The organism is Pseudomonas sp. MWU12-3103b, assembly GCF_023100615.1.
GTDB classification, from domain to species: Bacteria; Pseudomonadota; Gammaproteobacteria; order Pseudomonadales; family Pseudomonadaceae; genus Aquipseudomonas; species Aquipseudomonas putida_A.
This window is the reverse complement of the sequence record NZ_JALMEY010000008.1, coordinates 170,264-184,622: the sequence shown is the minus strand read 5'-3', so window position 1 is coordinate 184,622 and position 14,359 is coordinate 170,264. Positions and strand designations below refer to the sequence as shown.

12 protein-coding genes and 1 pseudogene are annotated in these 14,359 nt (G+C 59.5%); 6 read left to right on the top strand and 7 right to left on the bottom strand.

The genetic code is table 11. The features are described from left to right. The first annotated feature begins 1 nt into the window (after position 1). Complete coding sequence (locus M0808_RS14655) at positions 2-1,099, top strand: extracellular solute-binding protein (protein WP_247841718.1); 1,098 nt, start codon at positions 2-4, stop codon at positions 1,097-1,099. Between the two features lie 268 nt (positions 1,100-1,367). On the opposite strand, the gene M0808_RS14650 is transcribed toward M0808_RS14655, so the two are convergent. From M0808_RS14650 to M0808_RS14640, 3 genes are read right to left on the bottom strand one after another with little or no spacing between them, the layout of a single operon-like run. Further along, positions 1,368-1,997: a DNA-3-methyladenine glycosylase gene (locus M0808_RS14650; RefSeq protein ID WP_247841665.1), complete on the bottom strand. Its 630-nt coding sequence runs from the start codon at positions 1,995-1,997 to the stop codon at positions 1,368-1,370. A gap of 1 nt (position 1,998) precedes the next feature. Continuing rightward, positions 1,999-2,796, bottom strand: a complete 798-nt coding sequence (locus M0808_RS14645) for an isocitrate lyase/phosphoenolpyruvate mutase family protein (protein ID WP_247841664.1) — start codon at positions 2,794-2,796, stop codon at positions 1,999-2,001. A 31-nt stretch (positions 2,797-2,827) separates the two neighbouring features. Continuing rightward, positions 2,828-3,910 carry a bifunctional transcriptional activator/DNA repair protein Ada gene (locus M0808_RS14640; RefSeq protein ID WP_247841663.1) on the bottom strand — a complete coding sequence of 361 codons (1,083 nt, stop codon included), beginning with the start codon at positions 3,908-3,910 and terminating at the stop codon, positions 2,828-2,830. A 107-nt stretch (positions 3,911-4,017) separates the two neighbouring features. On the opposite strand from M0808_RS14640, the gene M0808_RS14635 reads away from it, so the two are divergent. Then, positions 4,018-4,431, top strand: coding sequence for a VOC family protein (locus tag M0808_RS14635; RefSeq protein WP_247841662.1), 414 nt, complete (start codon positions 4,018-4,020; stop codon positions 4,429-4,431). Positions 4,432-4,434: 3 nt separating this feature from the next. Here M0808_RS14635 and M0808_RS14630 read toward each other — a convergent pair whose 3' ends face one another. Next, a complete protein-coding gene (locus M0808_RS14630; RefSeq protein WP_247841661.1) occupies positions 4,435-5,055 on the bottom strand; it encodes a LysE family translocator in 621 nt (206 codons plus the stop codon). Between the two features lie 273 nt (positions 5,056-5,328). On the opposite strand from M0808_RS14630, the gene M0808_RS14625 reads away from it, so the two are divergent. Beyond that, positions 5,329-5,943, top strand: coding sequence for a biliverdin-producing heme oxygenase (locus M0808_RS14625; protein WP_247841660.1), 615 nt, complete (start codon positions 5,329-5,331; stop codon positions 5,941-5,943). Next, positions 5,940-8,186, top strand: coding sequence for an ATP-binding protein (locus M0808_RS14620; RefSeq protein WP_247841659.1), 2,247 nt, complete (start codon positions 5,940-5,942; stop codon positions 8,184-8,186). Before M0808_RS14625 ends, M0808_RS14620 begins: the two co-directional genes overlap by 4 nt. A 65-nt stretch (positions 8,187-8,251) precedes the next feature. Here M0808_RS14620 and M0808_RS14615 read toward each other — a convergent pair whose 3' ends face one another. Next, positions 8,252-11,950 carry a hypothetical protein gene (locus tag M0808_RS14615; RefSeq protein ID WP_247841658.1) on the bottom strand — a complete coding sequence of 1,233 codons (3,699 nt, stop codon included), beginning with the start codon at positions 11,948-11,950 and terminating at the stop codon, positions 8,252-8,254. 222 nt (positions 11,951-12,172) lie between these two features. Here M0808_RS14615 and M0808_RS14610 point away from each other — a divergent pair, with 222 nt between their 5' ends. Further along, positions 12,173-12,760 carry a LysE family translocator gene (locus M0808_RS14610; protein ID WP_095139638.1) on the top strand — a complete coding sequence of 196 codons (588 nt, stop codon included), beginning with the start codon at positions 12,173-12,175 and terminating at the stop codon, positions 12,758-12,760. 14 nt (positions 12,761-12,774) lie between these two features. On the opposite strand, the gene M0808_RS14605 is transcribed toward M0808_RS14610, so the two are convergent. After that, on the bottom strand, positions 12,775-13,608 hold the full coding sequence (locus M0808_RS14605; protein ID WP_247841657.1) for an AraC family transcriptional regulator: 834 nt from the start codon (positions 13,606-13,608) through the stop codon (positions 12,775-12,777). Between the two features lie 36 nt (positions 13,609-13,644). Next, the gene (locus M0808_RS14600) at positions 13,645-14,148 is read right to left on the bottom strand and encodes a VOC family protein (protein WP_096795948.1); all 504 of its coding nucleotides are present in this window, start codon (positions 14,146-14,148) and stop codon (positions 13,645-13,647) included. Positions 14,149-14,231: 83 nt separating this feature from the next. Here M0808_RS14600 and M0808_RS28575 point away from each other — a divergent pair. Then, positions 14,232-14,345 (top strand): annotated as a pseudogene (locus M0808_RS28575) (metal ABC transporter ATP-binding protein); the annotation flags it as partial. Between the last annotated feature and the right edge of the window lie 14 nt (positions 14,346-14,359).

Here is a 14,359-nt window from a genome sequence, read left to right as displayed (position 1 = left end):
GATGGGCCTGCACAAACTGACTCAAGCGTTATTGCTGGTGCTTGCACCCCTGTGTGTGCAGGCCGCCGACACCGCCAGACCGGTGGTTAATCTGTATATCTGGGGCGAGTACCTGGCCCCGGATACGCTGAAGAACTTCGAGGCGCAGACCGGTATTCATGTGGTCGCCGATCACTTCGATTCGCTGGAAACCGTGGAGACCAAACTGCTCACCGGACGTAGCGGGTATGACCTGGTACTGACCGCCGGCCAGCACCTGTCGCGGGCCATTGAAAGCGGTGCGATCCAGCCGCTGGACAAGGCGCGGGTGCCGCATTTTGCCGGAGTCGGTGACGAGTTCCGCCAGCACATGGCGGTGTTCGATCCGGGCAACCGTTATGCCGGTATTTATGCATGGGGCACCACCGGTGTGGGTTATCAGGAGCAGGCAATCAAGCAGCGTCTGTCGAACGCGCCGACCGACAGCTGGGCGATGCTGTTCGACCCGGCGGTGGTCTCGAAATTTGCCGATTGCGGAGTGAGTCTGCTCAACGATCCGAACGAGGTGTTCGCGGCGGTCATGAAGTACCTGGGCCTGGACATCAACCGGCAGAACCTTGATGACTTGAAACTCGCCGAGCAGCAACTGGCGAAGATCCGCCCGTACATTCGCTACTTCGACAACGATCTGAACATCAGCGACCTGGCCAACGGCAATACCTGCGTGGCGATGTCGTGGAATGGCAACGTGGCGATTGCAGCAGGGCAGGCGCAAGCGGCGAACAAGCCGTTCCAGCTCAGTTACCGTATCCCCAAAGAAGGCACGTTGATCTGGTTTGACGCCATGGTCATTCCCAAGGATGCGCCGCATCCGCAGGCGGGGCTGGCGTTGATGGATTACCTGATGACCCCTGAGGTGATCGCGCCGATTACCGACACCATCCACTACGCCAATGCGATCACGGCGGCGGATGGTCTGGTGGATGCATCGATCCGTAATGATCCGGGGACGTATCCGTCGGAGGCGGTGCGGGCTTCGCTGTACAGCAAGAATGACAATGGCAAGGCGTTCAATCGGGCTTTGATTCGGGCGTTCAGCAAGTTGAAATCTGGCCTCTGAAAAGCCAACCCTCACCCCAGCCCTCTCCCAGAGGGAGAGGGAGCCGACCGAGGAGTCTTGCGTAATACATTGACCTGAAAATCCTGGGCGACTATGGATTCGCAGCAGCTATTACAGGTCGGCAAACATCTCCAGTCTCCCCCAGTCAGTTCCCTCTCCTGGAAGGACAGGGAGCCAACCGGGGCGACTATGGATTCACAGCCGCTATTTCAGGTCGGCGGATATCTCCAATCTCCCCCAGTCAGTTCCCTCTCCCTCCGGGAGAGGGCTAGGGTGAGGGCAGCGGTTTTGGCACGCGCCACAAATACCACGCCGCCACCGTCCGATACGGACTCCACGCCAAGCCGATCTCGATCATCTGCCTGCGCGTCGGCTGTACCTCCAGCGCCTTCAAGCGGCGATAGCCCTCGCGCACGCCAAAATCATCCGCCGGCAGAATATCCATGCGCTCCAGGCTGTAAATCAGCAGCATCTCCACGGTCCAGCGGCCAACCCCGCGCAGGCTGACCAGGCGTTCGATCAGCGCTTCATCCTCCATTGCCAGCGCGGTGGGATAATCCGGCACCACACCGTCCAGCGTTGCCCGGGCGATGCCCTGAATGGTCGCAATCTTGCCCGCCGAAAAACCGCAGCCGCGCAGTTGATCGAAGTCGGTCGCGAGAATCTGTTCCGGCCGGGGAAACGTCTGCCCCGGAAACAGCGCCACCAGACGCCCGACAATTGCGTCCCCAGCCTTGGCGTGCAGTTGCTGATAAGCAATTGCCCGCACCAGCGATTCGTAAGGGTCACGCGCCGGGTGCGGTTGATGCAGGCACTGGCCGACGGCTGCAACGTGGCGCTGCCAGTCCTCGTTGAGCGCGGCCAGAAATTCGCTGGCCGCCTGATAACGATCCGGCATGCTATTTCAGCAGTCCGTTGACTTCGCCGTAGGTCAGCGCCTTCAGGTCGTGGGTGTCGAGCTTGCCGCTGGCGAGGAAGCTTTTCACCAGCGAACCCATCGCGCCGTAGAGGAACTCGGCGATCCCGGACCCGGCGCTCAAGCGCCGCACGCCCAGAGCTTGCAGCTCGGTCGGCGACGGCAGGCAGGCGAAGCCGAGCACGTTCACCGGCAGTGACGTGCCCTTGCAGATTGCCTCGATTTCATAAGCGGCGGTCACGCCAGCGGCAAACAAGCCATCGGCCCCGGCGGCCTGGTACAACGCTGAACGGTGCAGGGTTTCGGCGACGCGATCCTCGGCCGGTACCAGGCCCTTGAGGTAGACGTCAGTGCGTGCGTTGATGAACAGCTTCACACCACGCTTCTGAGCGATCTGCCGTGCTACTTCGATCTTGCGCGCCAACAGCTCCGGGGCGCCGCTGCCGTCCTCGATATTGATCCCGACCGCACCGGCGGCGAGCACCGCGTCGACCACTTCGGCCACACGGCCAAGGTCATCGGAATAACCCGCCTCGATGTCCACGCTCAGCGGCACCTGGATCACCCGCGCGATGGATTCCACGGTTGAAATCAGCCGTTCGAGGGGCAGGGTGTTGCCGTCTGGATAGCCATGCGCCCAAGCGACTGCCGCGCTGCTGGTGGCGACCGCTTGCCCACCCGCGTGCTCGACCAGCCGCGCGCCTGTGGCGTCGGCGACGTTGGTCAGGATCAGCAGACCTTCCTGGTGTAACTGGCGGAACCGAGTGTCGAGCGCGTTCATCGAAATCCCTTCTTGTGAGTGGTGCGAAGCGTCAGAAAGCCAGTGGTTGCGTGAGCTGCACCGCAGCGTTTTCCAGCCTCAGCAAAAACGCCTTGCGCGGCTGTCCACCACCATAGCCGGTCAGCGAACCGTCCGCACCGATCACCCGATGGCACGGGACCACGATCGACAGCCGATTGTGCCCATTGGCCAAGCCTACCGCGCGACTGGCGCCGGGTTTGCCCAGGCGTGAGGCGATGGCGCCGTAGGTGCTGGTCTGGCCATAGGGAATTTGCAGCAGTTGCTCCCAGACTTGCTGGTCGAACGCGCTGCCGGGCAGATGCAGCGGGACGCTGAATGCACTGCGCGTCCCGGCAAAATATTCGTTGAGTTGCTCTTCGATCTGCCGCAAAGGCGCGTTGTGTCCCGGGGCGACCACGTAGCCATGACGGCTTTGCAGCTCTTCGACTTCGCGGGTCAGCGCCGGGCGATCGAGAAACTCCAGCAACACCAGTCCGCGACGTTCGGCCATGGCGATCATCGGCCCCAGCGGCGTGGTCAGGCGGGTGAACAGCAGCGGTTCACTGTTGGCCGCGCGGCCCGGGGTGATGTGGAACGACTTCTGGAACGCATCGCGAAAACCGCTGAGCGATTCGTAGCCGGAGTCGAACGCCGCATGGTCAATCGAGGTGCCTTGGCGAATCCCGCCCAGCGCCATACCGAGCCGGCGCGTGCGTAGCCAGGCATGGAAGGTCATGCCGAAATGCTGTTTGAACCAGCGCCGCAGCTTCAGCGGTTCGATGCCTTCGGCCAGCAGTTGCGCATCGCTCCAGCGCATTTCCGGGTCGGCATCGACGGCGGTGAGCAGGCGCTGCACCCAGTCGGGGGCGATGGCTGCGGCGTCCAGCGGTTTGCAGCGCAGGCAGGCGCGATAACCGGCGCTCAAGCACTCATCGGCATGGGCGAAGAATTCGACGTTCTCCGGTTTCGGCTTGCGCGCCGTGCAGCTGGGGCGGCAGAAGATCCCGGTGGTTTTCACGGCCGTGAAGAACACCCCTTCGTAGGCGGTGTCGCGTTCGAGCATGGCGCGAACCATCTCGGCGCGGGGTGGCAGGAGTGCGGTTTGTATGTTCATGGGCAGAGCTTAAATCCAGGATTTCGATGGCTCCACCGAAAAATCGACAGTGAATTTTTTCGATTCTGCACCACAATCAGCGGATCGCCGATTCGCTGGAGCCAACCATGCCACCGTTCATCATTCAACACATCGATCACATCGTCCTGCGTGTCGCCGATCTGCAACGCAGTATCGAGTTCTACCGCCAGGTCTTCGGCGCCGAGGTGGTCAGGCACAACGAACCATTGGGTCTGGTGCACCTGCGCGCCGGCACCTCGATGATCGACCTCGTCGACTTGCAAGGCGAACTTGGCAAAAGGGGCGGCGGGGCGGCCGGTGCCGAGCGGCGCAACGTCGATCACTTCTGCCTGCGCATCGAGCCGTTCGATGAGCCGGCGCTGATCGAACACTTGCAGTCCTGCGGCCTGAGCGTCGAAAAAGCTGCCAGACGCTTCGGCGCCGAGGGCTACGGCCTGTCGTTGTATTGCTTCGACCCGGACGGCAATCAGGTCGAACTCAAAGGGCCGTCCGAGGCCTAGGTATCACGCGCGTTTCGCCAGCAACAACACCGAAGCCGCTGCCGACAACAGCCCTGCGCAGCAACGGTTGAAGATCCGTTTGCCGCGCGGCTCGGCGAACCAGCGGCGCATGTGCAGGCCCATCCACGCGTAGGCGCCGATGGCAATCCATTCCAGCAGCAGAAACAGCGCGCCGAGCACGGCGAATTGCGCCGCCACCGGGCGGCTCGGATCAACGAATTGCGGCAGAAACGCGGTGAACAACAGGATCGCCTTCGGATTGCCCGCCGCCACCAGAAACTCCTGACGTGCCAGCCGCCAGAACCCCACCGACGCTCCTGCGACCTGCTGCTCGGCCTCGGGGTTGGCCCGCCACAGTTGCCAGGCCAAGTAAAGCAGGTACGCCGCGCCGATGATCTTGATCGCATGGAACAGCCATTCCGAGGTCTGCAGCACCACCGACAGTCCCGCGCCGGCGAGGGCGATCATTGCGGCGAATGCAACGATTCGCCCGATACCGGCGGCGCAGGCCCGACGATAACCGTAGCGGGTGGCATTGCTCACCGACAGCAGGTTGTTCGGGCCGGGGGCCATGTTCAGGGCGAAACAGGCCGGGAGAAACAGCGAGAGCGTGGCGAGATCCATGGGCTTGGGCTCCAGAAGCGATGACGCTTTTTTATCACAGGCTGAGGGCGCCTTGACCCGTACAGTCACGTGGTGCTGTCGCGGTACAGCATCGGCAGCCCTTTAATCGAGTCGAACTTTTCTGATTCTTCAGAACTCTGAAAGGTCAGAAGGCGCTGGTTTCGTCAGAAAAATCTGTGCGCCAAGTCAGAAAAAGGCGTTTGCCGTGTAATATCCGTCCAAAGCTGCAAACACCCTGCCGGCCCCGAAGCGGCCCCACCAAGAGCGATCTACATGCAAGCAAAGGCCCGTGAAGTTTATGTGCCACCGGTGCTGCAAGATCTGCGAGCCGGCACTGCCGAACTGCACATCGCACTGGAAAAACGTCTTCCTTTTTTCTCCGATACCCTCGATTCCAACGCTTTTTTGCGGTTGATGCAGGCCTACTACGGCTTTTATCGACCGCTGGAAAGTGCACTGCTCGACAGTGGCGTGATCCCGGTCGATTTCGATCTTGCGCCACGTCTCAAGGCACCGACCCTGTTCAATGATCTGAGGGCCCAGGGTCTGTCGGTCGAGGCTATCGCCCGTTTGCCGCTGTGTCAGGCGCTGCCCGTGATCGACTCCAACGCTGCCTGTCTGGGAGTGACGTACGTGCTGGAAGGGGCAACCCTCGGCGGGCAGATCCTGCGCCGCGAAATCGCCTCGCGGTTGAGCCTGAACGCCGACAATGGCGCGGCATTCCTCGACATTTATGGCGCCGCCACCGGCCGCCGCTGGCGCGCTTTCATTGAATACCTGGGCAGTCGATCGCTGGATGCGAGCGAACGTGAAGCCGTGGTTGCGGCGGCCCGAACCACATTCAGTTGTTTCGAGCGCTGGCTCGAAAGCCGGGAGGTACTGGCATGAACCCGCAAGACCAAGAAGCCTTTGAAGAACTGCTGGCCAACTGTGCCGACGAACCGATCCGCTTTCCCGGGGCAATCCAGCCCCATGGCCTGTTGCTGACCCTGAGTGAGCCGGCGCTGGAAATCATTCAGATCAGCGCCAATGTCGAGACCCTGCTGGCACGCCCGGCGCAGGAACTGATCGGTCAGCCGCTGCACCAATTGCTGGGTGAGACGCACGCGGCGGCCGTGCGCGAGGCGTTGCAACAACCGGTATTTGCCGATGCCGCACCGCTGCACTTTCGCCTCAACGGCACCGCGTTCGAAGGTCTGCTGCACCGGCATCAAGGCGTGTTGATTCTGGAACTGGAAATCCACGTCGAGAACTTCCAGCCGCGTAACGTCGCCGGCAACCAGACCCATCTGGGGCGCATGCTCCAGCGCTTGCAAGCGGCCACTTCGCTGCAGGCCCTGTACGACATCAGCGTCAAGGAAATCCAGGCGATGACCGGTTACGACCGGGTGCTGATCTACCGCTTCGAGGAGGAGGGCCACGGTCAGGTGATCGCCGAGGCGTCCGATCCGTCGATGGAAGTGTTCAACGGCCTGTTTTTCCCGGCCTCGGACATCCCCGAGCAGGCGCGCGAGCTGTACCGCACCAACTGGCTGCGGATCATCCCGAATGCCGATTACCAGCCGGTGCCGCTGGTGCCCAAGCTGCGCCCGGACACCCAGACCCCGTTGGACCTGAGTTTCGCCACCCTGCGCAGCGTCTCGCCGATTCATTGCCAGTACATGAAGAACATGGGCGTGCTGTCGTCGATGAGCATCTCGCTGCTCAAGGGCGACAAACTCTGGGGCCTGATCAGCTGCGGCAACCGCCAGCCGTTGCATGTGCCGCACGAACTGCGCAGCGCGTGCCAGACCATCGGTCAGGTGCTGTCGCTGCAGATCAGTGCTATGGAAGCGCTGGAAATCAGCCGCCAACGCGAGGAGAAAGTCGAGGCGCTGGCGCTGCTCAATCAAGCCATGATCGACTCGCCGGAAAATGTCTTCGATGGTCTGGCGCAGCAACCGCAAGTGCTGATGGCGCTGGCCGGGGCGGGGGGCATTGCGATCATCGAAGACAAGCAGTTGCACCGTTATGGCAACTGCCCGGAGCCGGAAGACATTCGCGCCTTGCACAAGTGGTTGCAGGAAACCGGTGAGCCGGTGTTCGCCAGCCATCATCTGGCGAGCGTCTATCCGCCAGCCGCGCAGTTTCAGCAAGTGGCCAGCGGCGTGCTTGCCATGAGCCTGCCCAAACCGGTGGACAACGGGGTGATGTGGTTCCGTCCCGAGGTCAAGGAAAACATCAACTGGAGCGGCGACCCGCGCAAACCGCTGGATCTGGAAAATTCCGACGCCGGCCTGCGTCTGCGTCCGCGTACTTCGTTCGAAATCTGGAAAGTCGAGATGGCTGGAATCTCCACCAAATGGAGTCACGGTGATCTGTTCGCGGCCAATGACCTGCGCCGTTCGGCACTGGAAAACGACCTCGCCCGTCAGGTGCGCCGTGAGCAGGAGGCGGTGCGCGCCCGTGATGAACTGGTAGCGGTGGTGTCCCACGACCTGCGCAACCCGATGACGGTGATTTCCATGCTCTGCGGCATGATGCAGAAGACCTTCAGTTCCGACGGCCCGCACACCTCGCGGCGCATCTCCACGGCGATCGACACCATGCAGCAGGCGGCCGGGCGGATGAACACACTGCTCGAAGACTTGCTCGACACCTCGAAGATCGACGCCGGGCGCTACACCATCGCCCCGCAGACCCTGGATGTCGGGCAGATGTTCGAGGAAACCCAGTCGCTGCTCGGGCCACTGGCGCTGGACAAGGACATCAGCATCTCGTTCGAGGCCGATCCCGACCTGAAAATCCACGCCGACCCGGAGCGCCTGTTTCAGGTGCTGTCGAACCTGATCGGCAACGCGATCAAGTTCACCCCGCGCAAAGGTTCGGTGGGCGTGTTGGCCAAGTCTGACGGCAAAGAGATCGTGTTTACCGTGCGCGATACCGGCGAAGGCATTCCCAAGGAAAACCTGGCGCGGGTGTTCGACCGTTACTGGACGGTTAAGGAGGGCAACCCGACCGGAACCGGACTGGGCTTGTACATCACGCAGGGGATTGTTGAAGCCCATGGCGGGCGGATCGAGGCCAGCAGTGAGCCGGGTGAGGGCACGGAGTTTCGGTTTACGGTGCCGGCGCTGGTCGGGAACGACTGATAGCCGTACATCGGGACAAGAACAGCCCGGCGGGTGAATGCCCGCCGGGCTGCTGCTACTCGCAGTTAAAGGCTTGCCAGTGTTCCATCGACGCCATGAATTGCGCTGAATGCTTCTTTCGAAAGCGGGTTGAAACGGTTGCGTCGTAGCTCGCTGATTGCGAACAACGCACGGCCTGTGCGGCCATTGCCGTCACCGAACGCATGGAAACCCACAACCGCACCGAGCAGTTGCTTGCCGAAGTGTTCATGAGCGGGGTTCAGTATTTTCAGATGATCCTGCATCAACGCGAAGCCGCTGATGTCGCTAACATATTTCGCCTCATTCAAGCCCACGCGAACGACGTCGGCGGTGGCGGGCGCGATCCTAAGATGTAACTGCGCTATGACCGCAGGATCGGTCAGCGATTTACTGCTGGCCGCGTATTCGCGCAGTGCCGCGACGATGCTGTCAAAGTTGTTACCTTGCGAGTTCGATGCATAAACAATCCATGCGCCGGCTCGCTCGGCATTATCGCTGAGGCCTCGTATGTTGTATCGCGACTCATCCAATATCCCATTGTAAGGGGCGGCGCCCAAGTCCTGTTTCAGCAGATTCTGCTGATAATTTTTGATGTAGTTAGCTTTGCGGACTTCGACCTCGGTGAGCGTTGCCAGCGAGGTTGCATATGCATTGGCTAGTGTACGAGTAGAGCTGTAGTCGAACGCATTTTTGGACATGAAGGTTTTTAGCAGATCTTCCACAGCCGTCTTGCCAATCAGTTTCTCAAGCTCTTGAGCTGATTGCAGTTTGCGTGTGGTATCGAGAATCGAATTCCGGAAAAGGTGATCCAGCTCAAACGCGCTGACATCCTTGGGGAGCGCAATGGTCTTGTCAGTCATGCGAGTCAGGATCTGGCTTGTGCTCTCGATGGTGTCATCCTTGAACAACGCTCTGGCATGCGCCAGCGTCGGCAACGTCATGCGAATCTCTGCTGCAACCCCGGTCTTGCTCAGTGCCTTGACCAGATCGTACGAGCCGCTGCTGGTACTGCTCAGCGCTCGGAGTTGTCCGGCTCCGGCCCGGATGACGGTATGGCCGAAATGGCTGAGTTTCATCACGCCTTTGCCGACCAGTCTGGCGCCACCGTAAACCAGCTTCGGAACGCCATCGAGCGGATTGAACACCGACAGCGCTACGCTTGCGCCGACCTTGCTCAGGCTTAACAGTCTTGTACTGCTGCCCAGCGCCTTGCCGAACGGCCCCAGGGCTCCGGCAAAGACGAAGAGGATCGCGGTCAGGTCCATCACACAACTGAATATGGCGCCGCTGCGAAGATCCGGGTCACTGGAGGACAGGCCCCTGATGCATTGGCGGAACGGGATGACGACGTCGAGAATGGTTTCGGTGATGTTGTCCCAGTCATCAAGATTCTTCTCCAGGGCGGTTTTGTCGTAACTGATTGCATAAAACTGATCGTAATGGGTCGGCGGATTATGTTCGGCAATGATTTCGCCGATCTTGTTGAAACGTTCCGAGTTGAAACTGTGCATAGGGCTACGCGTAAAGGGTAGCGCGTCGTCAGGCTCATCGAATTCGGCAAAGCGTTCGAGAATGATGCCCGGCCTGTCTCGCAGCTCCTCGCCCAAGGGGGCCTGGCCTTCGAAGTAGGCGGTTTTTTCGATTCGCGTATGAAGATACGTCAGCGACTTGAAGTCGTTGTCGCCGTTCGGCCCTTCGGTAAACCATCCGATCTCATCGAGTGTCTGGCCGCGGACGTAGGCCTCAGCAAGAGCCGGATTATTGCGGCAAATGCCTTGCAGGGGGAATATCTCAAAACAGTAAAACTGCAATCCATACTTGCAAAACAGCAGGGTGCCGAAGCGCGCTGTTTTACGTGGATCAAAAGGCACAAAGCTGCTGTTTATCGGGGTTTGTATGGAGAATTCGCGAACGATGAATATGGCTGCCTTGCCAAATTCAAGTGCCATCCGTTCTTCCTGTGGCAGTCGTGAAAGTGTCAGGCGCATAGTGGTGTTGATGGCCGCTTTGTATTGCTTGAAGTATTCTTTTACTTTTGCCTTGTAAAGGTCATTGATTGGTTCGAGTCTCAGCAGATCCGGATGTGCCTTGTAGATACTTGTGCCGGATTGCCTGTCATAGTCCTTTTTGAACAACAGGTTGCGCGTCATATAAACATCAAGTACGGAATGATAGTTGCGTTTGAATCCGTATTCGACCGGCAACGATATTTCTGTCGTCGGATCGCAATCAATGTCGTACAGCTCGGCTTTCGCCAGCTTGCGCCGACTGACCGGTGGGGTGGCGAGCGTTGTCAGTGCGGCGCTGATCGCGTCGAGGTGGGCGTTGTATTGGCTGGCTGCCTGCTTGAACAGTTCCTGGGTTGGCAGTTCATTGGCATTTTCCGGTTCCAGGCCATTCAGCATCGACCAGTCCATGATGCCTTGCAGGTTTGCCCAGTCATGCAGGGTCTGCTGTTGCGCACTGGTGGGCAAAATCGCGCCCAATTCAAGCAACTTGTCATAGGACATCTGACTGGACAGGCCCGGCGCGACGCTCTCGGCCAGACTTACCGATTTGCGCAGAATTACCCAACCAGGCGTGCCGATCTGCAGAGTTGCGGGTGTCCTGACCAGGAACTCAGGTGCAAGTCCGGCGAGGATCAGTTCCAGCGTCATGGGAACTGCATATTCCTTGATACGTCGGCGTCCGAGTGCCTGTTCCAGTGCCAGGTTGACCTCATGGGAGGTAGCCTGCACGTAACCTGGGTTATAGATATTCTGCTCGATGAAGTTCTGGTTCTTGTCTTCGCGACCCAACGACAAATCCAGCATGACCGCTGCGACCAGCAGGCGACTGCGCTGCGCTGTGCTCAGCACAGTCGCATTGGCCATGGACGGTCCATTCAACGCTTCAAGGCAGGACTGGACGAAAGCTCTGGCTTCTTCGGTCTCGATCAGCAGTGTCCAGGCGCGACGCGGGTATTCGCGCAGGGCTGTCGGCGTCTCTTTCTTGAGCAGTGCAGCCGCCAGATAATTGATCAGCGGTTCCGTGCGCGGCTCGCCCTTGTCCATCAACTTATGGATGACCTGGTAGATAGCCGATTGCTGATCTTCGTCGATGCACAGCTCTGTTGCGCCGGTTTCGTTCGATATCCCCCAGTAGTTGCCATGCGTGGGCGGCAGCGGCAACGTCAGTTCGAGCCAGGCAATCAGGTTTTGCAACTGATCTGCGGTCTCGGGCAGGTTCAGTTGCTGGAACTGCAGCCAGTTGAGCAAGGGCAGACGGTCGCTTGAAGACACGATGCCGCCTGTCATGACTGCACTGCTGGCCAGCAGTTGCAGGTCGGCTTTCAACGAATCAATCTCGTTGATCTGCTGGGTGATATCAATGCGCTCGATAAACGTCCCGACAGTTGTTTCGATTTCATGGACTTGAAAGATTTCGCCCTTTTTATTGACCAGTGTCCAGTTGTCATCATTGATTTTTAACGTATCGACGATTGCAACGAATTGTGGCTGACGTACCAGTTGGCGCAGGACGATGTGTGCCGAAAAATGCGCTTGATTGAATAGACTTCCCTCAAGAGTCGATATGCACAGTTGTTTGTTATTAACACGGTTGGTGGGGTAGGCATAGTTGTCGCTGGCCTTGGCCTTTTCCCACTTTCCGAGCATGGCTCTCATTGTCTGCGCAATATCACGTCGCTCAACTTGCTCACTTGATAAGGGGGCAGGGGGAAAAAGATTGGTTAAAGTCGTCATTGGGTGTCAGTCCTTCCGTGGCTTTATAAGTGGGTCAATAACGGGTGCCGCGAAGATTTGTTTTCGCGTGGCGACTATATCGGCGCAACCAGGGTTTGTTTTGCAGTATTGGTTTCAACGTATGTTTCGTGTCGGTCGATACGAGGGCAATTTTGTTCAATACAGCAGGCCGTGCCTTAGTTAGCCTGAGTCTCTTTCTCCCCACTCTGCAGCAGGTGCGTAATGAGTCTGATTGTGTCGATGGCGGCGTTTGCGCTGGTGGCGTCCATAACCCCGGGGCCGGTGAATATAGTGGCGCTGAGTTCCGGTGCGCAGTTCGGCTTTCGGGCCAGTCAGCGGCACGTGGCAGGAGCGACGCTGGGTTTTGTGCTGTTGCTGGTGCTGATGGGCCTGGGGCTGCATGAGGTCCTGAAACTGTGGCCATTTCTGACCCGGGTGGTGCAATTGGCCGGGGTGGCGTTTCTGTTGTTCATGGCCTGGAAACTGGCTGCCGATGATGGCCAGTTGCATGCCGGCGAGGCGGGTCGGGCGCCGTCGATGTTGTACGGCGCGGTGATGCAATGGCTCAACCCGAAAGCCTGGCTGGCGTGTGTGGCAGGGATGGGCGCGTTTGTCGCCGATGGCGAGGCACGGCTGGTCTGGCAGTTCGCCGCGGTGTATCTGGTGATCTGTTATCTGTCGGTCGGTTGCTGGGTCTATGCCGGGACGTTTCTGCGTGGGTATCTGGGCAATCCGAAGGGGATGCGCCTGTTCAATCGGTTGATGGCCTTGTTGCTGGCGGCGAGCGCGGGTTATCTGCTGTTGCCGTGAGCCCGGCGCCAGGATCAGCCGCGATATTGGCCGGGAGTCGCCGCCAGATGCTGTTTGAATGCGCGCTGAAAATGCGCCTGATCGGCAAATCCTGCCTCCAGTGCGACATCAGCAATCAACTGGCCGCTGCGCAGACGTTCGCGGGCGAACTGGATGCGCTGGTTGACCACAAACGCGTGCGGAGTCATGCCGTAATGCTGCTTGAACGTACGGATCAGATACGACGGTGACAACTGCGCCGCCGTGCAGATGTCCTCCAGGCTGAGCAGGTCAGTGCAGTGTTCGCGAATGAAGTCGGCGGCGCGTTCGAGCTTGAAATTCGGTTCGCGCAACGGTGGTTCAGCCGGGTTCAGGCGAAGTTGCAGATCGCTGAAAAACTCCACCGCTGCGCTGTGTTTGCGCAGTACGTCCTGCTGCTCGTCGACAAGGGTGGCGTAAAGCCCTTGCAGGTCACGAAACAGTCGCGGGTCATCCAGATGAGTAGTGGAAAACCGCCGAAACTCCTGCTCCGCACTGAACTCCAGTTGATGCTGCAAATCCGTCAGCCACGGCGTCTCGACATACAACATCAAGTACGACCACGGCTGATCATCGATCGGATTGCAGGCATGCACGTCGCCGGGATTCATCAGCACCACGGTGCCGGCGGCGACTTCGAACGTCGATTGCTCATGCACATAAATGCTCCGTCCGGCGGTGATCGCACCGATCGAAAAATGCGCATGGGAATGACGCGAGTAGCAGACCTCACGGCCATCGGCGATGGCCCGCGCTTCGATGAAGGGCAGGGCATCGTCGCGCCAGAAGCGAGGGGCTTTTTCAGGATTTTTGGCGGCAGCGTGTTTCATCGTTATGGTTCCCGGCGGGCCAGACACCGGAGTGTATTAGCTCTGGCCGGCGAAGGCCCGCTCCAGTTCGGCGATGTCGAGTTTTTTCATCTTGAACATGGCCTGCATTGCCCGTTGCGACTTGCTGGTGTCGGGGTCCAGCATCATGTGCATGAACGCCACCGGCACGATCTGCCACGACACCCCGAACTTGTCCTTGAGCCAGCCGCATTGCTGGGCCTCGACCGGGCCGCCTGCCGACAGGTTGCCCCAGAAGTGGTCGACCTCTTCCTGATTCTGGCAATTGACCTGAAACGAAATGGCCTCACTGAACTTGAACATCGGCCCGCCGTTGAGGCCGGTGAAGGTCTGGCCGTCGAGTTCGAAACTGACGGTCATCACCGCGCCTTCCGGCTTGCCGTGAAATTCCTGGCCAACCTTGCTGTAGTGGGTCAGGCCGGTGATTTTCGAATGATCGAAGATCGAGCAATAGAACTTCGCGGCGGCTTCGGCCTGATCATCGAACCACAGGCACGGTGTGAGTTTTTGAAAGCGTTGCATGGCAGTCATCCTCGGCAGGTTAGACACGCAGGATTTACAGCGTAGTCAGTCCTTGGTCGAATGGCGGTGCCGTAGATCGACAAGTGCGGCGCTTGCTGACAAACCCTGTAGGAGTGAGCCTGCTCGCGAAAGCGTCGGCACATGCGGCAACGAGCCTGTCAGACACTCCGCATTCGCGAGCAAGCTCGCTCCCACAAGGGGTTCGAGTCGC

Excerpts from the sequence above, each read along its gene's own strand:
- M0808_RS14655 (WP_247841718.1), top strand. The coding sequence starts at position 2 with ATGGGCCTGCACAAACTGACTCAAGCGTTATTGCTGGTGCTTGCACCC.
- M0808_RS14650 (WP_247841665.1), bottom strand. The coding sequence starts at position 1,997 with ATGCCGGATCGTTATCAGGCGGCCAGCGAATTTCTGGCCGCGCTCAAC.
- M0808_RS14645 (WP_247841664.1), bottom strand. The coding sequence starts at position 2,796 with ATGAACGCGCTCGACACTCGGTTCCGCCAGTTACACCAGGAAGGTCTG.
- M0808_RS14640 (WP_247841663.1), bottom strand. The coding sequence starts at position 3,910 with ATGAACATACAAACCGCACTCCTGCCACCCCGCGCCGAGATGGTTCGC.
- M0808_RS14635 (WP_247841662.1), top strand. The coding sequence starts at position 4,018 with ATGCCACCGTTCATCATTCAACACATCGATCACATCGTCCTGCGTGTC.
- M0808_RS14630 (WP_247841661.1), bottom strand. The coding sequence starts at position 5,055 with ATGGATCTCGCCACGCTCTCGCTGTTTCTCCCGGCCTGTTTCGCCCTG.
- M0808_RS14625 (WP_247841660.1), top strand. The coding sequence starts at position 5,329 with ATGCAAGCAAAGGCCCGTGAAGTTTATGTGCCACCGGTGCTGCAAGAT.
- M0808_RS14620 (WP_247841659.1), top strand. The coding sequence starts at position 5,940 with ATGAACCCGCAAGACCAAGAAGCCTTTGAAGAACTGCTGGCCAACTGT.
- M0808_RS14615 (WP_247841658.1), bottom strand. The coding sequence starts at position 11,950 with ATGACGACTTTAACCAATCTTTTTCCCCCTGCCCCCTTATCAAGTGAG.
- M0808_RS14610 (WP_095139638.1), top strand. The coding sequence starts at position 12,173 with ATGAGTCTGATTGTGTCGATGGCGGCGTTTGCGCTGGTGGCGTCCATA.
- M0808_RS14605 (WP_247841657.1), bottom strand. The coding sequence starts at position 13,608 with ATGAAACACGCTGCCGCCAAAAATCCTGAAAAAGCCCCTCGCTTCTGG.
- M0808_RS14600 (WP_096795948.1), bottom strand. The coding sequence starts at position 14,148 with ATGCAACGCTTTCAAAAACTCACACCGTGCCTGTGGTTCGATGATCAG.